Here is a 23,195-nt window from a genome sequence, read left to right on the forward strand (position 1 = left end):
GTGTTCTGTCTGTCCCATCCAATCGAACCCGGTGCGCGGTCTCTCCCCGAACGCAGCCGGGTTCTTTATTTCAACAACATGTAGTGGAGGATAATGTCTATGAATAACGAGCAGTTGCTAGACCTTGTAAACCAAATGACCCTGGAAGAAAAAACGGCCCAGCTGCTTCAGCTGACCGCTAACTTTTATGAAGGAACCAATGTTGAAGGTCAGATCACAGGTCCAATGGAAGAGATGGGAATCACGGAGCAGTCCGTGGATGCCAGTGGCTCCATTCTGGGATTGTCTGGTGCACAGGCCATTATAGATGTACAGCAAGCTTACCTGAAAAAAAGCCGTCTCGGCATTCCGCTCTTGTTCATGGCGGACGTCGTGCATGGTTTTAAAACCATTTTCCCCATACCGCTAGCCATTGGCTGTTCATGGGACACCGAACTGGCTGAGAAAAGTGCTGAGATTTCAGCACGTGAATCTGCCGTATCTGGCCTCCATGTCACTTTTGCACCGATGGTCGATCTTGTTCGTGATCCGCGCTGGGGTCGAGTAATGGAGACGACAGGCGAAGATCCTTATTTGAACAGTCTGTTCTCTGCGGCATTTGTACGTGGATATCAGGGCGACAGTTTGAAGGATGAGCCGGATCGTCTGGCGGCTTGTGTAAAACACTTTGCAGCATATGGGGCAGCAGAAGGTGGTCGTGATTACAACACGGTCGACATGTCTGAACGCAACTTGCGTGAGTACTATTTACCGGCTTACAAGGCAGCACTGGATGCAGGCGTTGAAATGGTTATGGCTTCATTCAATACCGTAGAGGGTATTCCAGCGAGCGGAAATGAGAAGCTCATGCGTGACATCTTGCGTGACGAGTGGGGCTTTGATGGTGTATTGATTTCGGATTGGGCTTCCATTCGCGAGATGATTGCTCATGGCGCAGCTGAAGATGATCGTGAAGCTGCATACCGCGCCATTCTTGCAGGAGTGGACATCGAGATGATGACACCTTGTTATGTTCATCATCTGCCAGAGTTGATCAAGAACGGAGAAGTGGAAGAAAAGCTCATTGATGAAGCGGTGCTGCGTATTTTGCAACTGAAAGAAAAGCTGGGATTGTTCGATAATCCACTGCGTGCAGCGGATCCGGAGCGTGAGCGCGAGATCGTGTTCTCGAAAGAACATCGTCAGGTATCGTATGAGCTTGCAACCAAATCCGCTGTATTGATGAAAAATGATAATCACGTGCTTCCGCTGAAGCCAGAAGCCAACGTTGCGTTAATTGGACCTTTTGCCCAAAGTGAAGACATTCTCGGATGGTGGTCCTGTGAAGGTGTCAAAGAAGATGCCGTTAAACTCGGAACTGCTTTGCAGGAACGTCTTACTGCCGGGAAAGTTCATATGGCTCAAGGCAGCAACGTTCACACGATCACCGCTGAACAGATTGCTGAAGCGCTTGAAGTAGCAAGCAAAGCCGATCTGATCGTGCTTGCACTTGGTGAAGATTCCGAAATGAGTGGTGAAGGTGGATCGCGTACGGATATTCGTTTGCCAGCAGCTCAACTGGAATTGGTTAAACAGCTCAAAGCAGCCGGCAAACCAATCGCCAGCGTTATTTTCAACGGTCGCCCTCTGGACTTACATGGTGTATTTGAAGAATCCGATGCTGTGCTTGAAGCGTGGTTCCCGGGCAGTGAGGGTGGAGCGGCCATTGCCGATGTATTGACAGGTGTGGTGAATCCATCTGCGCGTCTGACGATGTCCTTCCCGCAATCTGTAGGTCAGATACCGGTATATTACAATCATTTTAATACAGGACGTCCACTCAATCCGCAAAAGACGGAAGAGCGTTATGTTTCCAAATATATTGATAGTCCGAATGATCCGCTGCTTCCGTTTGGCTACGGCTTGTCATACACCTCGTTTGAGTATGGTGACCTGGAAGTTTCAAGCAATGAAATGACTGCTGATCAACCTCTGACAATCCAAGTGCGTGTAACCAATGCTGGCGAACGTGCTGGCGTAGAGACGGTTCAGTTGTACGTACGTGATGTCACTGGTGAAGTTGTACGTCCAATGCGTGAGCTGAAAGGGTATGTCAAGCTGTCACTCGCACCGGGTGAAAGTGGTACGGCTGCATTTACATTAAACGAAGAACAGCTTCGTTATCATCATTCCGATTTGAGTCATCGCAGTGATAAGGGAACATTCCACATTTTCGTAGGGCCGAATAGCCGCGATACATTGGAGAGCACGTTCAAGCTGGTGTAATGGGATACACCTCATATCGATGAATGATTGAACTCATCATACAAAAGCAGCAAATCTGCACTGCCTTCTTCTCTTCTGTTCAGCAGCAGGGAACAAGGCAGGATAGGAGGATATGAATAGATATATGAAGACCATGAATAAATCTCAAATCAACGTACAATCCGGCGACCTGTGCTTTACGTTCTGGGAAAGCGGTGATTTGTTCAAGGCTGTAAGTGGAACAACGATGATTAATCAGTGGATGGCTAGTCCGGTGGACGGCTCCATGAACAATCTATACTTGCGTTTTCACAGTGAATCTGGCATTCGTTTTGTGCCAATGCTTGGCATTCACTCCGACAGCCAGGTGAGCACCGACAGCAGTCGTATGGTATGGACAGGTACCGCTGAGGGTGTAGGCTATCAGGCTGTATTTGCTCCAACAACAAAAGGTGTATGGTTCTGGGATGTAACCGTAAACGGTAATGGAGAAGAGGTCGACGTGGTCTATGGCCAGGATGTCGGCAATGCCGATCCAGGTGCGGTACGCAGCAATGAGGCTTACTTGTCGCAATATATTGACCAAGCCGTATTTGAGGATGCGAAACTTGGATATATCGTAGCTTCACGGCAGAATCAACCGCAGGGCGGGGCTTTTCCTTATCTTCAACAGGGTTCATTAACCCGTGCAGCAGGTTACTCCACAGATGGATTTCAGTTCTTTGGCTTGAGTTACAAGGAGACGAATCTCCCTGAAAGTCTGGGTAAGCCAACACTTGCGAATGAAGTGTACCAGTATGAATTTGCATATACAGCCCTGCAGTCCGAAAAAGTGGTGTTGAGTGGCGAAGCTCGCTTTGTGTTCTATGGACTCTTTCAGTCTAACCACGCTGAAGCGGTGAAGGAACTCGAATACCAGGATGTCCTCCAACAGGCTTGGGACGAGTATGAAGCGAAGCGTCAAGAGAATGCAAGCACGGTACAAGCAGTATCCAACGTATTCCCAAAAGTATCTCTCCATCCGGTAGTGGGTGAACCCTTGCCTACTTTATCGATGACCGAGGAAGAAGTGAATTCCCGTTTCCCGGCTTCGAAGAGACATCAAGAAGAGCGCGCGGATGGTAAAGTGCTGGCGTTCTTTACAGATACGTATGAGCATATTGTGCTCAAGGAAAAGGAAATGCGTGTGGAACGTCCGCATGGACACATTCTGATGAGTGGTAACAATGTGAAGCTAGGTCAGAACGTAATCACAACGTCTTCCTATATGTATGGTATCTTCAATTCCCATGTGGTTGTGGGAAATACGAACTTCAATAAAATGATGAGCAATGCACGTAGCGCACTCAACATACCCAAATCATCCGGTCAGCGGATCTACGTCGAGGTTGAAGGAATCTTCCACCTACTCACGATGCCTTCCCTGTTTGAAATGGGCTTCAACTATGTTCGCTGGTATTACAAAACAGCTGAGGATACGCTGATTATCACGAATTATACAACTTTGGATACTCCTGAAGTACATCTTCATGTGAAGTCGGAAAAAGGAATAGCTTATCGATACCTGATTACCAATCAGATTACGATGAATGTGAATGAATATGAACTTCCTGTTCATGTTTCGGAGCAGAATGGTGAATTGATCTTCAAGGCAGATCACAGCTCCCTCAGTGCCGAAGTATATCCTAATCTGGAGTACCGCATGCGGGTAAGCGGAGCAGGAGTGACGGTTGGCGATGAGACTGAACTGGCTAGTGGAGTAAACGCAGGCGACGACTCACTGACGACTTTACGACTGGACAGCAGTGCTGAATGGACATTGACCATTCAAGGGCTGTTGGAAGGAGGACAGATTGCATCCTCGACACGCAGCTTCGAAGAGGAAGTGGCAGCTTATCGTACCTTCTATGCAGAAGTGATGAATGGGTTCCATTTGTCTCAACCTCAGAAGCAAGGAGCAGATGAGTTGTTCAAAGTGAATGCTCTTGCATGGTGGTACACCCACAATATGCTGGTGCATTACTCTGTTCCTCACGGATTGGAGCAATATGGCGGTGCAGCTTGGGGTACACGGGATGTCTGCCAGGGTCCGGTCGAATACTTTATGGCTACACAAAAGTATGAGCAGGTTCGCGACATTCTGAAGACGGTATATTCGCATCAGTATGAGGATGACGGTAACTGGCCGCAATGGTTTATGTTCGATCGTTATTTCAAAGTTCAGCAGGAAGAAAGCCATGGTGACATTATTGTTTGGCCTCTCAAAGTGCTAAGTGATTATCTGATTGCCACCAAGGATTATTCGATTCTGAATGAGGAAGTACCTTATACCGTAAAACATGGTTTTGACTTTACTGATCAGACAGCCAGCGTGCTGGAGCATGCCCAGAAAGAACTGGAGTATATCCGCAGTCATTTCCTGCATGATACATTCCTCTCTTCATATGGTGACGGGGACTGGGACGATACATTACAGCCTGCCAATGCTCAATTGAAGCAATATATGGTCAGCAGCTGGACTGTGGCGCTCACCTATCAAACGTTGAAGCAGCTATCCAGAGCGCTTGCGCCTGTGAAACCGGAGCTTTCTTCGGAATTAAGCGATATGGCAGCGGGTGTGAAAAGGGACTTCAGCAAGTATATGTTGGATACCGATGTGATTCCGGGCTTTGTATATATGGAAAATCCGGCACAAGCGAAGCGCATGCTGCATCCGGATGACAGCGAGACAGGTATTCAGTACCGTTTGCTGCCGATGACACGCAGCATGATTGCCGAGTTGCTGGAGCCTGAGCAAGCGCAATCCCATTATGAACTGATCAAGGACAAGCTGTACTGCCCGGATGGTGTCAGATTGATGAATCGTCCAGCACAATATGATGGCGGCGTCAGCACTCATTTCAAACGTGCAGAGCAGGCATCCAACTTCGGACGTGAAGTGGGCTTGCAATATGTTCATGCTCACATCCGTTATATTGAAGCCATGGCGAAGCTGGGCAACCCGGATGAGGTCTGGAATGGGCTGGGCATTATCAATCCAGTGGGTATTCAGGAAGCTGTTCCTAACGCAGATCTACGCCAGAGTAATGCCTACTTCAGCAGTTCTGACGGGAAATTCAACAACCGTTATGCAGCGCAGGAGCAGTTCGATAAGCTTCGCACCGGAGATGTGCAGGTGAAGGGCGGCTGGAGAATCTACTCCAGTGGACCGGGAATCTACATGAATCAGCTCATTTCGAACGCCCTGGGTATTCGTCAGGAGGAAGAAGATCTGGTTCTGGACCCTGTGTTACCTGTCAGCTTGGATGGCTTGCATTTTGATTTCCAATTTGCCGGTAAAAAAGTAACCTTTGTCTATCATCTCAGCGGAGAGGTCGTACAACGTATTGTGCTGAATGGCAAGGAACTGGATGCGACTAGGTTGCAACAACCTTATCGTCTTGGTGGACTGCGTATTTCACGTAAGGAGCTTGAACAGAGCCTGAGCGAGAATAACGTGATTGAGATTTTCAGTTAATCGTGTAAACGTTAGTCTATTTTATCAAGTATAAATATTTTAGATGTCAGGTCCTTCGATTTCGAAGGGCCTGATGAACATAACAGGGGAGCGAAGAATGTGGTCAGTATCAAGGATATCGCCAAACAGGCGGGAGTTTCGATCTCTACCGTGTCATACGCTCTGAATGGTAGCAACAAAGTGACAGATGAGACCCGTTCCAAAATTTTGGCTATCGCCAAAGAGCTGAACTATGTTCCCAATGCTGCTGCCAGAACATTGAAGAAGAGAGAATCCAAAATTCTGGGTGTATTTCTGACGGATTTTAGCGGGGATGTATATGGAGACTTACTTAGTGGTATGAAATCTGTATGTAACGCGCAAGGGTACGACCTGATTGTGTGCAGCGGGAAACAATCTCATCGAATGCTTCCGGAGCGAATGATTGATGGTGCTGTCATTCTGGATCATACATTTGCGAGCAAGGAACTAATGCAATATGCAGACATAGGACACAAGATTGTCGTTCTTGACCGGGAACTGGATCACCCCAATATTAATCAGGTTCTACTGGATAACAAGGCAGGAGCAACCCTTGCGATGGAGCATTTGATCGAACAGGGACACACGAAGATCTATGTCGTGACAGGTCCTGAAGGTTCATTTGACTCGGCTCAGCGGTTGAAGGCTGTGAGGCAAGTATCGGAGCGGGAAGCGAATGTGGAATGGATCGAAATTACCGGAGATTTCGAGAAGAGTGGCGGAGAACGGGCAGCCGAACGTATTATTCAGGAATATACTCAACCAGTTGGGGTGTTTTGTCTCAATGACGAGATGGCGATTGGGATGTGTGACCGGCTCGCTGATAGCGAGTTAAACATTGGTCAGGAGATTGATATTATCGGATTTGATAATATTGAACTTAGCAAATATGTGCAGCCAAGACTGGTCACGATTGATTATTCCAAACGAAAATGGGGCGCACTGGCAGCCGAACAATTAATCAAGATTATTGCCGGAGAGCCTGTTGATCATGAACGCATCTACGTGACACTGGTGGAGGGCGGGTCGGTAAACAGCAAGGTTCAGTCAGCATATCTTGCACAAGCCCAAGGTGAAAAGGCGGTTAGCTATTGACGACGCTGCCCCCTCTTCATTCCATGCATGTTGTGTTAAACGACGACTGTACAGCAAGAGACAAGGCTTAGAAGAATTGAAGCATTCTTTTAAGCCTTGTCTCTTGTTTAGCTTGTTTATTTGACCCATTATAAAATGAAAAAACCTCTCACCAGGAGAGGCTTGGCCCTTAAAGGCCCTTAGTTTTGTCATTGTTGTAGGATGAAGTGAGAATGCCTGTAAGGAAGAGAGCCAATACAATTGCAATAATCCAAAATGTCAGTGAAAATGACATACCATAGCACCTCCTGCAAAATCTTTACTTCTATTATAACCATTATAGGAAGAAAAGAAATGCTTCACTCCATCATTTGTAAAATAAAAAGTGAGTAGGTACCGGTCGGAGGCTCCCATCCGAAGGGTTATTCACAACCCGGTTGTTCACGATGAGTGAGGACGATCCGCCGCCATCCAGATTATAGGCGTCCACGACGCCAAGTTTGTACAAACGTCCTTGCAGCTCTTCCAGGGTGGCTCCTGAGCTGCCCCCTTCGTTATACCCGTCAACAACGATAATCAACAATTGATCGTCCTTGTAGTTGCCGATCACGGTGCGTGGAGCCCGCTTGGGTGAGACTTTCCATTTGGCGGGAATGACCGTTTTTTGTCCATTCTGCAAGAGCACGGGTACAAATGTGGCACCAAATTGGGGTTGTAGGCGATCCAGGGAACTTTTGTCGAAAAATTTACCGCCTACCAGCTTACCGGCATCATCAAGACCTACAAAAAACAGATCCTTAAAGCTGGCCTGAAAACCATTCACATACTTGCCGTCCATAACGGTAGTACTCAGCGGATACCGTTTTCCGCCGCTGTCGGCGAATCCTCCGGCATTAATTCCGGCAATGGCACCGCTGCGCTTGACCGCCTGCATAGTTGTCTCAGATCGGCCTGGCTCGCTGTCCAGAGCCATCTTCATGGCCGTGGGGTCTTTTAGCTTGATTTTCATCGCATAGCCCTTATAGGCGCCTGGATTGACCCTATAGAGTTCAATCGTAACTCGATCACTGTCTATCCGTTCAAACGGAACGCCCAGCTTGGATGAGATCCGTTGATTGTAGATCGTTTCCGGGCGAGCGGCTTGAACCGTAGCCTTCTGTACAAGCGTCGACATCGTACTCGTTGTCTGATTGTACAGCTGTGTTGTTCTTTTAATAGAAGAAGAAGTCTGAACAGCAGCTTCTTTTGCCCCTGCAAGCTCTTGGCTAATTGCCTGGGTCCGGGGTGTAACATTCTCTTCAGCCAGACCGGAATGAATGAAGTCTCCCGGTTCAAGCGGAGGACGAATCAGCAGCATGCATAACATCAATCCAACAAAAGGAGCAAGTGCAAGCATAAATAAACGATTAACCTTTTTTACGGGTGTAATCATTTGAGCAGGTCCATCTTTTTCTGGAGTGTCTCCAGTTGTTTTTTGACTTCGCTCAGTTGGGTATACAATTTGTTGCTGTTGTCGGTTTTATCGTTTGCATTATCCTTGGTGAAAGTCAGTAATTCATTAAAGGACTGCACCTGGCCCTGCAGGTCCGCTACTTCCTTGGATATCGTTGTTAGCTGCTTTTCGTAGTCGGCTTTGAGCGCTGCAATCTGCTGTTGATTATGGGTCTGAAGCTGATTAATCATCTGTTGCTGGAGGTGGTTACTATAATAGTAGGTTCCGAGTACTCCAAGTGCAATGAGAACAATCCACATGACCAGAAACAGCTTGACTGAAGATCCGGCCTTACCTTTGGCGCTCCGGGTGTGATGGATGTCAGAGGGTTGGACAGAAGGTTTCATATCATCACTCCTGGTTATTTATAGGTACAAAAAATTTTCCAGTCCTCATTCTATCATGCCACTATTGATTACGCAAAAATGAAATTCTTTGAGTAATAGGATAAAAAGAGATTGCATCGGAAGGAAGTCCTAGGATACAATTTCTTATAGATGCAATAAGTAGGAACTTTGGGCAAGTTTTTCGACTTTTTTAGATAGAAATGCAGGAAATTTATACTATATTTTGATCTTTCTTCGCTTGGGAAGACAAAAGTCCTGATGTGACGACAGCAAAATACAGTAGAAATAGAGCTGTTCTTACAGCTGTATCAAGTGTTTTTCTATTTTTCGACATTATCCGACTTTTACTTCTTCTATACACGGACTGTCGCAAGGATAGAGGCATTATCATGGCTGATGGTAGAAAAGGAATTTGTCCAATACATAACAGGGGGAACAACAATGAAAAAAGTATGGCAGGTGGTCATCGTAGATATCCACCCCACCAGCATGCTGGGAACAAAATTGATTTTGGAAGAACAGCAGGATCTGTTGGTACGGGGGATGACTTCGACCGGGTCCGAAGGTCTTGACCTGGTGAACATTCACCAGCCCGATCTGATTTTGATGGATTACCGGCTTCCTGAGGGCCAGGCGGATCAGTATATATCCCAAATGAAAAATCTGTCGGCTCATAGTCACATCATTATTCTAACGGACGAGGACAATGTAAAATTATTTCGTCATCTGATCAGTCTTGGTGCTAGTGGTATGCTGTCCAAACAGGCTTCCCCTAGCCAGCTGATTCATCTGATTTCCGGGTTGCGTGAGGGATGTGTATCCATTCCTTTATCATGGTTAGCCAGTTCAGAGTGGGCTCAGCCCGTCGAATCTCCTGCAGAAGAACTTATTGTTGAATTAACAGAAACCGAAACTTTTATCATGGAAAGAATTGTTCAGGGCGTAACCTATGATAAAATAGCCAGTGAGATTAACGTTAGCAGACGTTCGATTGATAATTACCTGCGTAAAATATACGTGAAACTGGATGTAAGCAGCAGGGCACAGGCGATTGAACGTTACGCTTTATATGCGAGGCAGACCAAAACCGTATCCTGACGAGCATGGTTCCATGAATCCCTATATACGATGACTCGTCAAGTTTCCGGTCTGGTCATATTCAGTGTCCAACAGGAATAGGTTGTAGGGGCTACGGACTGCGAGCACAGTTCGGATTAGGGATGAAAGGGGAACGGACCGATGAAGTATTTCTTCGCCTCCCGTACAAACAGGCTTTTGACATCACCGCTGAGGGACATACGTGAGATGTCTGGTCGGGATTATTTCATTTCTCTGGCAGAAGAACTGCCTGCGGAGGAGCTGTTTCCATTCAAACTGCTGGAAGAAGCAGCGGTGTCTGTATTTAGTTCCGGACCCTCCGCATTGCAGTATGGCGAGCCGGCAGGGTACAGACCGTTGAGAGAATGGCTGGACAATGATTGGAATGCTCGCAAGGGCATACGGACAGTCCCGGAGCAGATTTTATTGACCACAGGGACTCAGCAGGCCATCGATCTTGTGATGCGTTTGCTGCTTGAGCCTGGAGATTCCGTACTGGTCGAGCATCCTACCTCTCCAGGCTGTCTCGAGGTTCTGGAGATGCAAGGTGCCAAAATCGTGCCCGTCACAGGCGATGGGGATGGCATTTTGCCTGACCTTTTGGAGCATCACATGCAGCAGGTGAGACCGAAGCTGCTTTTTGCTGCACCCAGTTTTTCCAATCCAACCGGCGTGCTTTGGAGTATGGAACGGCGTGAGGCTGTGCTTGATCTGTGTTCACGCTACGGAGTGCTGCTCGTGGAAGATGACTCCTATGGTGAACTTCATTTCGATGGATTGGAACCAGCAGACTTCTACCGGAAATATCCTTCCCTCTTTGCGCTGGATACAGCGGATCAGGGTGGACATGTTCTCTACATTGGTTCGTTTAGCAAAACTGTAGCACCTGCCCTGCGTACAGGTTGGGCTGCCGGACATCCGGCCTTGATCCAGGCTATGGCCTCCGTGAAACGGATAGCAGACGGACAGTCCAGTCCCATGAATCAGCGGTTATTGTATCAACTGCTTGCCCATTCTCCTTTTAAGTGGAGTGATCATCTCTCCATGCTGAACAGGGAGTATAAGACCAGACTCAAGCTTATGCTCGAATTGTTGAAGCGCCCGGGTTGGAAAGGCAGTCAGTATAGCATTCCTGAAGGGGGGATGTATCTGTGGGTACAGTTACCGGATGGATTGGACAGCGGAGCTCTGCTCAAAGCAGCGCTGTTAAAAGGGGTGTCCTTCCTTCCCGGTTCCCTCTGCTCCACGGGTGAACAGGATCATCGGTACATCCGGTTGAACTTCAGTCATCCCGGCCGGGATGAGTTGCTGCTTGGCATGAATCTGATCAGTGAGTCCATAACAGAGTTTACAGCCCGGAGCTAAACCGGATTTAGAAAAGAAAGAATGTAGGGTCAAATTCATTCCTGGAACTTGGGACAGCAGAAGTTCCAGGCATTGGATTTGGAAGCAAATAGGTTACCCCCAAAGTAATTACGTTATTGCATCCACTAACATTTTTATATATAATATGTATTAATGAGTTGTTGTTTTCTTTATATAAGCTGCAATCATTGCAAGTTCAGGAGAAGCACTCATATATTTTAACTAACGGGGGAACGAACATGTCTAACATTTTATTTGTCAAAGCAAACGACCGTCCTGCAGATCAAGCAGTCAGCGTACAATTGTACGATGCATTTTTGAGCGCATACAAAGAATCCCACCCAGGTGACACAGTTACCGAACTGGATCTCTACAATACAGATATTCCATACTACGGCAACACTGTAATTACAGGTGGATACAAAGCCGCTAATGGTATCGAAGCAACTGCTGAAGAGCAAAAAGCAGCTGCACTGGCAGCACAATTGCAAGATCAATTCTTGGCAGCAGACAAAGTAGTATTTGCATTCCCACTGTGGAACTTCACTGTTCCAGCACCACTGGTAAACTACATTTCCTACCTGAGCCAAGCTGGAAAAATGTTCAAATACACTGCTGAAGGCCCTGTAGGTCTGGTAGGCGACAAAAAAGTGGCATTGTTGAACGCACGTGGCGGAGTTTACTCCGTAGAGCCTATGGCATCCGCTGAAATGTCCGTTAAATATGTAACAAATGTACTGAACTTCTGGGGTATCCAAAACCCTGAACTGGTTATCGTTGAAGGCCACAATGCTTCACCTGACCGTTCCCAAGAGATCGTAGCAGCAGGTCTGAAATTGGCTTCCGAAGTAGCAGCAAGCTTCTAATAGCCTAATATATAGAAACACGAAAAAGCCCATCATCTCCATTAGAGATGATGGGCTTTTTCGCATCTTCATTTTGCATGAAGCTACGTTACCTGTTGCCTCAGTCATTCTTTCCATGGATCAGGTAGGGCTCCGCTACTTCCGCAATAAACTCAAGCTCACTGTCGTCATGTTGATTCAAGGAAATATCCATTTCTAGTTCATTTATACTCCGTTCAATCATATCATTATCCTCAAGCATGTGAGCATGCTCAGTTAGTGCCTGCACACCCTTAACCGTCAGCACATATCGTCCACGGGATAAGCGCTCGAACCAGCCATAATAGTTTTTTTGCAAAATGGCCGCAGCGGAACCCACACTTGTCTGTTTACTGATCGAGGCGGGGGAGGCTTCTCCCTGAGCGCGAAGGGCGGAAGCTACACGTAATGCTTTTTCCCTGTAAGCGGTGACCAGCTGCCTGCGTGTGCTTCCTCCTGTGTTGTAGTCACCACTTCGCTCGTCGAATTCCTTCAGCAGTCGTTGCCGCCGTATACCGCCTTTACGGACACCGGTGCTGCCGCTACCAGACATAGGAGCTTGGGCAGCAGGTTCGCACAGCACATCAATCAGAGGTGATTTGGTTTTGTAGAACGTAACGGTGATAAGCCCTAGCCCAAGTTGTCTGCACAGTGCGGTCAATTCGCCCCAGCGCTGGTTCACGGCACCACGCTTGCTGCGGTTCCGCTCAACAGCCAGATACACGAAGGGGCTGAGCTTCAGGCGCTGCATTCCCTGTAACAGCAGAGACAGATTAAATGTTTTTTTCATCTCCACAATGAGTGGTTCATTTTGATCCGATTTGACCCCAACCAGGTCACAATGTTTGACTTCAGCCTTCACGTCGTAGCCGCGTCGTTCGAAAAAAGCCTTTACAGGCGAATATAACTCGGTTTCGTACTTTACTGCCATCGTTTCTGCTCCTTTCCTGAAGTGGCTCGTCTCTGGCCATCTATTGTTCCGTTTTCTGAATTTAGAACCTTCATTATATCATATCCGTTCTTTTTTTTCTGAGCGCACAAGATGTCTGATAGAACAGGGAAAGCCTCAAATTAAGACCCGCAGATTGAAAAAAAAGAGGTCAACTTATCCGATTTGCCGCATAGGTATGTAATACACTTTTCACAACAATACACGATGTTTGGACAGAGGGTGGCGGGACTAATCCGGACCGCAAGATTGGTATTCAAGCACAAGCCGTAATTCTATTGATTTCTTCATACCATTCGGAATGGTTGACAATCACACTAAAGGAGCCATGGGAGGTACCAAGCATGAATATTTTTGAACGCGTTGCGGAACATCGGGCAGAGAGTGACCGTTTATCATGGAACGGGACATTTGAAGATTATATTGCACTGCTGAGAGAGGACCCGACTCCGGCAATGACGGCTCACGCACGAGTGTACCAGATGATTGAATCATTTGGCGTGGAAGAAGTTGGGGGGCACAAACGGTACAAGTTTTTTGAACAGGAGATTTTTGGGCTAGATCGGTCCATTGAAAAGCTGGTGGAAGAGTATTTCCACTCGGCAGCACGCCGTCTGGATGTTCGCAAACGGATTCTGCTGCTTATGGGTCCGGTCAGCGGAGGTAAGTCAACACTGGTAACGCTGCTGAAACGTGGCCTTGAACAATTCTCCCGCACAGAGAAGGGTGCTATATACGCCATTGACGGATGCCCAATGCATGAGGAGCCCTTGCATCTGATTCCGCTGGAGCTTCGTCCCGAAGTGGAAAAGGAGATCGGTGTCCGCATTGAGGGCAATCTCTGCCCATCCTGCCAGATGCGTCTTCGGACCGAATATGGCGGTGATATTAGCAAGGTGCGAGTGGAACGGGTCACCATTTCCGAGGATAACCGGGTGGGAATCGGAACATTCAGTCCATCCGATCCCAAATCCCAGGATATTGCCGATCTGACGGGAAGTATCGACTTCTCAACCATTACTGAATTCGGCTCCGAGTCCGATCCACGCGCCTATCGTTTTGACGGTGAATTGAACAAGGCCAACCGTGGATTGATGGAATTTCAGGAAATGCTGAAATGTGATGAGAAGTTTCTGTGGAACCTGTTATCACTGACGCAGGAAGGAAATTTTAAAGCAGGCCGATTTGCCTTGATCAGTGCGGATGAAATGATTGTGGCGCATACGAATGAATCCGAGTACAAATCATTTATTTCCAACAAAAAGAATGAAGCCTTGCAATCCCGGATGATCGTCATGCCAATTCCCTACAACCTGAAGGTCTCCGAGGAAGAGAAGATTTATGGTAAGCTCATTCAGCAAAGTGATATGAAGCATGTCCATATTGCACCGCATGCCCTGCGGACTGCAGCCATTTTCTCCATACTTACCCGCTTGAAAGAAACGAAGAAACAAGGCATGGATCTGGTCAAAAAAATGCGGATGTATGACGGTGAAGAAGTCGAAGGGTACAAAGAAGCTGATCTGCGTGAGATGCAAAATGAATATTTGGATGAAGGCATGTCGGGCATTGACCCGCGTTATGTCATCAACCGGATATCCAGTGCTTTGATTAAGCAAAACCTTCAGTGCATTAACGCGCTGGATATTCTCCGGGCGATCAAGGATGGTCTGGATCAGCATGCTTCGATTTCAAAAGAGGAACGTGAGCGTTATCTGAACTTTATTGCCCTGGCTCGGAAAGAATATGATGAGCTGGCGAAGAAGGAAGTGCAGAAAGCGTTTGTATACTCGTTCGAAGAGTCGGCCAGAACGCTGTTCGAAAATTACCTCGATAATATCGAGGCATTCTGCAACTGGGCCAAAATTCGTGATCCACTGACGGATGAGGAGATGGACCCGGATGAGCGCTTGATGCGTTCGATAGAGGAGCAGATCGGTATTTCCGAAAATGCCAAAAAGGCTTTCAGGGAAGAGATATTGATCCGCATCTCGGCTTATTCCCGCAAGGAACGGAAGTTTGAATACAGCAGTCATGATCGTTTGCGTGAAGCGATTGAAAAGAAACTGTTCACTGACTTGAAGGATATTGTGAAGATTACAACTTCAACCAAGACACCAGATGCGACGCAACTGAAACGAATGAATGAAGTGATTAAACGGTTGATTGAAGAACATGGATATACCGCAGCCAGCGCGAATGAACTGCTCCGTTATGTGGGCAGCCTGTTGAATCGCTGATCTGCAACGAACCATTCCGGATCAGGCTCCTGACGCCTGCTGTGAGGCTCCTTCACAGCAGGGTCAGGGGTCTTTTTATATGGGGAGATGTACAATTAAGACTAATAAACTGACAAAGAAGGTCAATTCCATGACAAATTAGTTCTTATGGTATATGTTAAATTAGGTCATTTAGTCTATAATCGATACAGATATTTACAATTTAATATTTTTTGTGGTTATTAAGGAGCTGACAGAACTAGTTATGAGTATTGCTATAGCAAGACAACAACAACTTGATTATATTGGATTGACCGCCGGAGATCTGCAATTGCTTGCTGATCATCGACCTGCTTTTGAGAAAGTCGTGGACGAAGTGGTGGACCACTTCTACAATCATGTGGGCAATTATCCGAATTTGGTCGATCTGATTGCCCGCTTCTCTTCCATCGATCGTTTGAAGGAGACACAAAAGCTATACTGGTTATCCATGACCGATGGTGTAGTTGATGATGCATACATTGAACAGCGCATTGCAATCGGACTAGTCCATTCCCGCATTGGTTTGTCCGAAGATTATTACTTGGGCACGTATATGGTTTATCTCGATATTGCAACAAGCATATTCCAGCAAGTCATTCCTGAACGCTGGCATGTGGTCATTCAGGCCCTTAGTAAAATGTTCAACCTCGACTCACAGCTTGTATTGGAGGCTTACGAGAAGAAGGAAAAGGAAAAATTAAATCAACTCGCTGAAGATCAGCAGCATACGTTGCTGGCGATCACGCAGATTACCCAGCAGTTGACGGGCATGATTAGTGAATTGAACGAAAATGCTCAGGCGATCTCTGATGTGGCCAGAGAAACGGCTGCCTCTCAGGATCAGGCCAATGGACTGTTGGAAGAGCTGACTAAGGAAATTCATCAGATTGGCAAAATGGGTGAGATCATTCGTGAAATATCGGATCAGAGTCATCTAGTGGGTTTGAATGCCGCCATTGAAGCTGCACATGCAGGAGAATTTGGACGGGGATTCGAGGTGGTTGCCAGTGAGGTTCGCAAGCTTGCGGCTAGTTCCCGAGAAGCTCAAGGAAAAATTCAGTCGAACCTGGCACAGATCATGAAGAAGCTGGGCAGTGTTCAACAGGAGTCAGAGCACACTGCTTCGGGAGCAAGGCGTCAGGCATCCCGTTCAGAAGAGCTTGCGGTTTTTGCTACCACTATGGAGAAACTGGCACTTGATCTCAGGAAATTAGATCAACAGGAATAGGCGGTAATACTGGCTGGAAGCTGAGATACCGTTTCTGGCTGTTTTAAGCTATAATGGGTAGACAAACCTGCCGATGTTATAGTGAATGCAGCCGGAGACAGGGGATTTGAAAGAGGTTGAGGTGATCAGGTGGCTTCTATCCATGATGTGGCCAAAGAGGCGGGCGTATCTGTTGCAACCGTTTCCAAAGTGCTGAACGATTATCCCGATGTAAGTGACAAAACTCGCAAAAAAGTCAATATAGCCATCGAACTATTGAAATATCAACCGAATGTGGTTGCACGTGGACTTGTAAAACGCCGTTCTTGGACGGTAGGTGTATTGTTGACGGTTCCTTTTACCAATCCGTTTGTATCGGAGTTGCTTGAAGGAATCAAAACAGCGCTGGAAAACAGCGGATACGATCTTGTTCGCTTATCTACACGTTTTGATGATCCGACATACTCCTTTATTAAACATTGCCGCAGCCGAAATGTGGATGGCGTTGTTGTATTCGGGGAAGGAAGAGACAACGAGAGTATTCAGGAATTGGTTACTGCTGAGATTCCGACGATGTTCGTTGATACCGACTTGTTTGGCAAGCGGGCAGGATACATAACGACGGATAATGCAAATGCCATAGCTATGAGTGTGAAGCATTTGCATGAACTGGGTCACCAGAAAATTGCCTATATTTCAGGTACACTTGGGCCTGCCGTAGCGAATCTTCGACTGGATGGATATCGGGAAGGTTTGCGAGTCTGCGGCATTCCATATTCAACGGTGTATCTGGAGGTCTGTGACTATTCTTTCGATGGTGGCAGTAAGGCAGCTCGCCGATTGCTTGCATTGAAGGACCAGCCTACGGGGATTGTCTGTGCTTCAGATATGTCTGCTTTTGGTGCGATCCACGAAATTGAGAAGCATGGTTTACGGGTGCCTGAGGATGTATCTGTTGTCGGATTTGATAACACATACTATGCGGAAGTGTTCAAACCAGGGTTGACCACGATTAATCAAAATATTCATTCCATTGGAATCAAATCCATCGAATATCTGATCGCCATGATTGAGAATCCTGCATATACTCCTCCAGTCGTTACGGAGCCATCCAATCTGGTGATTCGCCAAACGACTGCACCTGTGCAAGCGTAAAGGTCTTCGAACCAGCACAGCCTATGGGCTGTGCTTTTTTGGTATGCCATTTCTTTTTGGGAAATAACGGAGATCAGAAGTTGTTGTGCAATGCTTGCAGGAAAAGCTGTTGACTTTTTACCACACAGACCTTAACAATAAAAGGCAGAATAATACAAAATTTTATGTAATCGCTTTCTTTTTACTGATGAATATAGGGACACTGCAATTGTCATTCAAAGGGAAGGGTGATGGGCATGCATCGGGTACTGCTGGTTGATGATGAAGTATACGCACGAAAAGGACTTAGAAAACTGATCCGCTGGGAAGCATGCGGGTTCGAAGTGGCTGGAGAGGCGAATGATGGGGATGAGGCTAGTACCCGGATCGAAGAGCTACAGCCTGACGTTGTCATTACGGACATACGTATGCCGGAGACGGATGGACTGGAATTGATCCGGCGCACGGTTGAGCGTAATGAGCAGGTTCTAAATAAGTGCAAACAGCCCTATTTTATCATCGTGAGTGGATATAATGATTTTGCTTATGCCCAGCAGGCCGTGAGGTACGGGGTACAGGATTATATTTTGAAGCCAATTGATGAGATTGAACTGGAAGGGACTTTACGCAAGCTGGCGGAGGAGTTGAATCGACGCAAGCATGCTGAACAAACCCGACGTGAGCAGGAATACGTCAGATTACTTAATCAGTTTATTTATGGCGAATCGGATTTGGAAACGGTTGAACAATGGATTGAACTGACGGGTACAAGTGCTAACGATCCGCTGGCATATCTGCTGTTTGAGAATCACATTTTCCGGGTTTCGGATAATACTCAAGAAGAGGAGCCGGGAGCCAGGAACGGAGAGAATTTTGGCCGGATTGTGCAGTCTGTTCTTGGAAAGATGTATGCAAATCGCTCGTATCTTCATGTAAAAGAGCATGGCGAACGTATCGGAGTTCTCTTAACTGCGGAACATCTGCACCCCTATTCAATGAATCTTCATGAGGTTGCCAGGCAAATGCAATCTTGCTTCGCCGAAATGGGTCATGACTCTGTAAGCATATATATCGGAAAAGTTTGTTATGAACCTTTACTTATTGGACATGCCTATCAGACCGCACTCAAGGCTATTTCCTATAAATTCATTTCAGAGAAGAGTGGGATCGTCCTGTATGATGACATGCAGCATGAACCTGTACAGTGGGTGCATACCGATCATGAAAAGGAGCAGGAACTCCTGACACTTATGGAGGAACAACGGGTTGAGGCGTTGGAGAATGCAGTGGGTGAATGGTTCAACGGAATGAGAAAGGCCAATTACGCTCCTGTTGCCGTGACGTCAGCAATTCACCAATTGATCTCAGCGGTTCTATCCATTCTGAAATCCGCTGAGGCGAATGTGAAAGAGATACCTTCGTTCAAGCTAATTTTGGCATGGCAAGCAGATCGGGGAACGTTGGCTGAGGCTAGACGGTTGTTGACGGTTTTTATGCTGGATTCAGCACGTAAACTGGCGGAACAGCGTCAGTACAATCACAGGGGAGCCATGACTAAAATCAAACATTATATTGAAGCCAACTACAGCAGCAATATTAGTTTGAGAAGTATTGCCTCCGAATTTTACATGAACCCGGTCTATTTGGGTCAACGCTTCCGCAAGGTGTATGGCGTGTATTTCAATGACTTCCTGCTTCAGCTTCGGATGGAGGAAGCCAAGAAGCTGCTGCGTCAGACGGATATGCGAGTATATGAAATTGCCGAGAGGGTTGGGTTCGGAAGCAGTGACTATTTCGCGACTCAATTTGAGAAAAAGGAATCATGTTCCCCTACGGAATATCGAAATCGCATCCTGGATGAAGGGTAGGGAGATGACACCGTGAAGCTCAACTTTTTTAATAATATCCGCCTACGGGATAAAATGCTGATTTTGTATCTTTTCTTTGTACTCGTACCCGTTATCCTGACGAATGTTATTTTCTATCAGGTGACCATAGCGAACGTAAAATCCCAGCGAATGGCAGACCTCTCCAAAGGAATGGAACAGATTCGAAGTCAATTTATGGGGGAGATTCGCAATGCGGCCGATTTTTCCTCAAGCTTTTATACGGACAGTATATTAAATGACATGCTGGATGTGAATTATACAAATCCGGTTCAGTATATCGAAGCCTACGATTCTTATCTTCGCAAAATCCTGAATACCTATTACTCCGGTTACCGCTCCCTCCAAGGTTTGACGATATATGTGGATAACAAAAGTGTACTGCCTTCCGGGGGAGTTGAGTTTCTAACCGAAGAGGTTCGACAGTCCGAGCCATACAGGCTGCTGGCAAACAGTAAACATTCCGCACCCATTCTGATGAGATCCGGTCCTGAAGGGAATCGGCAGACGTTCAGCATTTTACGCAAACTCAATTATTATGAAGCTCTGCCCGGGTGGAAGGAAAAGTTCGTACGATTGGATCTGAAGCCATCGACGATTCGCCAGATTTTCACCAACCTTAATGTACAGGGCAACCTGTATCTGATTAATCCGGCTGGACAAATAGACTACTCGACGGATTCTGGTATCCCATGGTCCAGTCAACTCGTGAATTATAGTGATGTCATGGATCAACAAAGTAAGAAAGAGTTCGAAATGGCCTATCCATTGTCCGGTGAAATGGAGGGATGGAAAATCAACGGAGTGTTCGATGAATCCGAGATTTACAAGGAACTGGGCAAACCCAGTCACCTTGTCGTTGTGCTGGCCTGTATCAATCTGATCCTGCCGACCTGGATTATTATCTGGATGACACGCACAATCCACGTGAGGCTGGCTCGAATACTGAAACACATGGAAAAAGTGAAGCATCAGCGATTTGAACCGATTAGACAGCCGGAATCGTCGGACGAGATTGGGCAGCTGACAGCCGAATTCAATCGCATGACGATGACGATCCATCGTTTGATTAACGACGTCTATGTAGCAGACATTCAACATAAAAATTTGGAGTTACAGCGGCGGCATGCCCAATTAAACGCATTGCAGAGCCAGATTAATCCGCATTTTTTGTTTAACGCGCTGGAGACCATCCGCATGCGCAGCCTCATGAAAGATGAGGATGAGACGGCACGAATTATTTATCATATGGCTAAAATTTTTCGGAATGCCCTCACCTGGAATCGGGATAAAGTCAGCATACGGGAGGAATTGGAGTATGTGACCTGTTTTCTTGAAATCCAGAAATATCGTTTTGGTCACAAGCTGGATTATACGATTGATCTGGACCCAGAGGCTGCGAATTGTTCCATTCCCAAGATGACATTGTTGCCTTTTGTTGAAAATGCCAGCATTCATGGTATCGAACCACTGAAGGAAGGCGGGGAAATTCGGCTTTGTATTCGACGAACAGGTACAGAACTGATCTGTGTGGTGGAGGATTCCGGGGCAGGTATGACAGAGGACAAAAGAAAGCAGCTGCTCTCTTACGTGAAAACGGAAGACGCTATGGGTGATCGCGTAGGTGTACAGAATGTCATCTATCGTCTGAAGCTGATCTACGATAGCCGGTTCCATATTCAGATCGATAGCGCTCCTAGGGCAGGCACACGTGTGGAAATTGGTTTACCCCTTGAAGATTCATCCAATCCACCAAAGCATTGAACATTCTAAGGCATAAACCTATAGTTTATCCGGTAAACAAAGTTTGTCATCAACCTTATAATAAAAGTGCTTACATTAAAGGGGGGAAAGAGGGTGCGTTCATATTGGTTAATCACATGCTGAAGCGCTGGCTGCCGGCAGTATTAGCTTTAACCATGGTGACGGCTTGTTCCTGGGGAGGAAGTGAGATTAAACCGGAAGCTGGAGCGGGGGGAGACGGCAAAGTAAGCACAGAGAAAGTGACATTCTCGTATTTTAAAGCGGGTTCAGGCAAGGACATCAATACAAATGAAACCACAATCGGCAAAAAGCTGGAGGAACAAACCGGGGTTAATTTCAAAATTGAATACCTGGTTGGTGATATTAATACCAAAATTGGAACGATGATTGCAAGCAACAAGTACCCGGATGTGATGGTCCCGGACGGGGCTATTGACAAAATCGTGGATGCCGGTGCATTTATTCCTCTCAACGATCTGATTGATCAGTATGGCCCCAACATTAAACGGGTGTATGAGTCGTACTACAACCTGATGAAAGAGGGAGATGGCAACATTTATTTTCTGCCCATGAGCGCAGTGGTTGGAGACTATCTGCCTAATCCGAATGTGGATCAAGGTGCCTTCTGGATACAGCGGCGTGTATTGAAGGAGGCTGGATATCCAAAGATCACCACACTGGATGAATACATGGATCTGATTAAACAATACGCTGACAAACACAAAGATGAAGGATTGACTGGATTCCTGTCATTGACGTATGATGATAAATTTTTTACGATCACTAACCCGGCCATGCATCTTGCAGGTTATCCGAATGATGGAGCCATTATGGTGGATATGCAGACAAAGGAAGCGCAGGACTATGGGCTTACCGAAGAGACCAAACGCTGGATGCAGAAACTGAATGAAATGAATTCATTAGGGCTGTTTGATAAGTCCTCCTTTGTCGATAACTATGACCAGTATCTTGCGAAAGTGACCAGTGGGAAAGTGCTTGGATTCTTTGATTATGCCTGGCAGGTAGGGCAGGAAATGAACAATCTGAAGGAAGCCGGTAATGACGATTTGCGTTATATGGCACTGCCGATTGTGTACGACGCAAACATCAAGGATCAGTATACTGATCCGCCGAGCTTTGTTAATAACCGGGGGATTGGCATTACCGTAAGCGCAGAAGATCCGGTCCGTATCATCCAATTCTTCGATAACCTACTAACGGATGAGAATCAGATTCTGTCCAACTGGGGGATCGAAGGAGAAACCTACGAAGTGGATGACAAGGGGTGGTTTACGCGCTCTGAGGAAATGATCCGGAAAACAGATTCAGATGAGTTCCGTCAATCGTTCGGATTCAAATATTTTGAGTACAGCTGGCCGCGTTACGGTAATGGATCGACTCTGCCTGACGGTAATTCTGTCGGTGTAGAACGACAACCCGAAGTTGCCCAATTCTCCTATACGGATGGAGATAAGCTCATTCTGGAGAAGTATGGCGTGGAGACGTTCACTCAACTGTTCGCTGCGCCGGATGAACGTCCATGGTACCCGGCTTGGAGCATTGCTTTTGATCAAGGTTCCCCAGCCCATATCTATGGACAGAAACGTACAGATTTGCAAAAGAAATATGTACCCAAACTAGTCCTCACCAGTCCGTCTGACTTTAACAAAGTCTGGGATGAATATGTGAAGGAATTCAACAAGCTTGATGTGAAGGGCTATGAACAGACGATGACCGAAGAAGTTCGCAAGAAGGCAAAATTGGCCAAAGTTGAATAAGGTGGCGAGGAAAGGATGGCACGGAGGGATAAACGCCTGCAAGGCGCGTGGTGAATGGGAATTCGACAATACTAAACATTCGTTTTATCTGGAAAAAAGTGTTGATTTTCACGTCTGGGACGTTTAGACTATATACATCAATATTAACGGGTTAGAGATGTATGACTTTGGCTT

At 46.6% G+C, this 23,195-nt stretch carries 15 protein-coding genes; 12 read left to right on the forward strand and 3 right to left on the reverse strand.

Annotated features, from left to right (window positions below):
* Positions 1–99 precede the first annotated feature (99 nt).
* The 3 genes from bglX (at position 100) to PTQ21_RS14495 (ending at position 6,877) form a co-directional block, all read left to right on the forward strand.
* The gene (gene bglX, locus PTQ21_RS14485; protein ID WP_274570325.1) at positions 100–2,265 is read left to right on the forward strand and encodes a beta-glucosidase BglX; all 2,166 of its coding nucleotides are present in this window, start codon (positions 100–102) and stop codon (positions 2,263–2,265) included.
* 124 nt (positions 2,266–2,389) lie between these two features.
* Positions 2,390–5,761 carry a GH36-type glycosyl hydrolase domain-containing protein gene (locus tag PTQ21_RS14490; RefSeq protein ID WP_274570326.1) on the forward strand — a complete coding sequence of 1,124 codons (3,372 nt, stop codon included), beginning with the start codon at positions 2,390–2,392 and terminating at the stop codon, positions 5,759–5,761.
* A gap of 99 nt (positions 5,762–5,860) precedes the next feature.
* Positions 5,861–6,877, forward strand: coding sequence for a LacI family DNA-binding transcriptional regulator (locus PTQ21_RS14495; protein WP_063564254.1), 1,017 nt, complete (start codon positions 5,861–5,863; stop codon positions 6,875–6,877).
* 346 nt (positions 6,878–7,223) lie between these two features.
* Here the strand turns inward: PTQ21_RS14495 and PTQ21_RS14500 are convergent, their stop codons facing one another.
* Positions 7,224–8,288 carry a phosphodiester glycosidase family protein gene (locus PTQ21_RS14500; protein ID WP_274570327.1) on the reverse strand — a complete coding sequence of 355 codons (1,065 nt, stop codon included), beginning with the start codon at positions 8,286–8,288 and terminating at the stop codon, positions 7,224–7,226.
* Positions 8,285–8,695: a hypothetical protein gene (locus tag PTQ21_RS14505; RefSeq protein ID WP_063564256.1), complete on the reverse strand. Its 411-nt coding sequence runs from the start codon at positions 8,693–8,695 to the stop codon at positions 8,285–8,287. Before PTQ21_RS14505 ends, PTQ21_RS14500 begins: the two co-directional genes overlap by 4 nt.
* 441 nt (positions 8,696–9,136) lie before the next feature.
* Here PTQ21_RS14505 and PTQ21_RS14510 point away from each other — a divergent pair, with 441 nt between their 5' ends.
* From PTQ21_RS14510 to PTQ21_RS14520, 3 genes are all read left to right on the forward strand, one after another.
* Positions 9,137–9,793, forward strand: a complete 657-nt coding sequence (locus PTQ21_RS14510; protein WP_063564257.1) for a response regulator transcription factor — start codon at positions 9,137–9,139, stop codon at positions 9,791–9,793.
* 141 nt (positions 9,794–9,934) lie between these two features.
* Positions 9,935–11,158: an aminotransferase-like domain-containing protein gene (locus tag PTQ21_RS14515; RefSeq protein WP_063564258.1), complete on the forward strand. Its 1,224-nt coding sequence runs from the start codon at positions 9,935–9,937 to the stop codon at positions 11,156–11,158.
* A gap of 239 nt (positions 11,159–11,397) precedes the next feature.
* On the forward strand, positions 11,398–12,024 hold the full coding sequence (locus tag PTQ21_RS14520; RefSeq protein WP_063564259.1) for an FMN-dependent NADH-azoreductase: 627 nt from the start codon (positions 11,398–11,400) through the stop codon (positions 12,022–12,024).
* A 100-nt stretch (positions 12,025–12,124) separates the two neighbouring features.
* Here the strand turns inward: PTQ21_RS14520 and PTQ21_RS14525 are convergent, their stop codons facing one another.
* On the reverse strand, positions 12,125–12,973 hold the full coding sequence (locus PTQ21_RS14525; protein ID WP_063564260.1) for a DUF2161 domain-containing phosphodiesterase: 849 nt from the start codon (positions 12,971–12,973) through the stop codon (positions 12,125–12,127).
* Positions 12,974–13,335: 362 nt separating this feature from the next.
* Here PTQ21_RS14525 and PTQ21_RS14530 point away from each other — a divergent pair, with 362 nt between their 5' ends.
* From PTQ21_RS14530 to PTQ21_RS14555, 6 genes are all read left to right on the forward strand, one after another.
* Positions 13,336–15,231 carry a PrkA family serine protein kinase gene (locus PTQ21_RS14530; protein WP_063564261.1) on the forward strand — a complete coding sequence of 632 codons (1,896 nt, stop codon included), beginning with the start codon at positions 13,336–13,338 and terminating at the stop codon, positions 15,229–15,231.
* A 244-nt stretch (positions 15,232–15,475) separates the two neighbouring features.
* On the forward strand, positions 15,476–16,480 hold the full coding sequence (locus PTQ21_RS14535; protein WP_063564262.1) for a globin-coupled sensor protein: 1,005 nt from the start codon (positions 15,476–15,478) through the stop codon (positions 16,478–16,480).
* A 129-nt stretch (positions 16,481–16,609) separates the two neighbouring features.
* A complete protein-coding gene (locus PTQ21_RS14540) occupies positions 16,610–17,614 on the forward strand; it encodes a LacI family DNA-binding transcriptional regulator (protein ID WP_064639398.1) in 1,005 nt (334 codons plus the stop codon).
* A 236-nt stretch (positions 17,615–17,850) separates the two neighbouring features.
* A complete protein-coding gene (locus PTQ21_RS14545; protein WP_274570328.1) occupies positions 17,851–19,461 on the forward strand; it encodes a response regulator in 1,611 nt (536 codons plus the stop codon).
* Between the two features lie 12 nt (positions 19,462–19,473).
* Complete coding sequence (locus PTQ21_RS14550; RefSeq protein WP_338020320.1) at positions 19,474–21,243, forward strand: sensor histidine kinase; 1,770 nt, start codon at positions 19,474–19,476, stop codon at positions 21,241–21,243.
* Positions 21,244–21,359: 116 nt separating this feature from the next.
* Positions 21,360–23,021 carry an ABC transporter substrate-binding protein gene (locus PTQ21_RS14555; protein WP_274570329.1) on the forward strand — a complete coding sequence of 554 codons (1,662 nt, stop codon included), beginning with the start codon at positions 21,360–21,362 and terminating at the stop codon, positions 23,019–23,021.
* The last annotated feature ends 174 nt before the right edge of the window (positions 23,022–23,195 follow it).

The sequence above is a fragment of the Paenibacillus marchantiae genome (genome assembly GCF_028771845.1).
Classification (GTDB): Bacteria; Bacillota; Bacilli; order Paenibacillales; family Paenibacillaceae; genus Paenibacillus; species Paenibacillus marchantiae.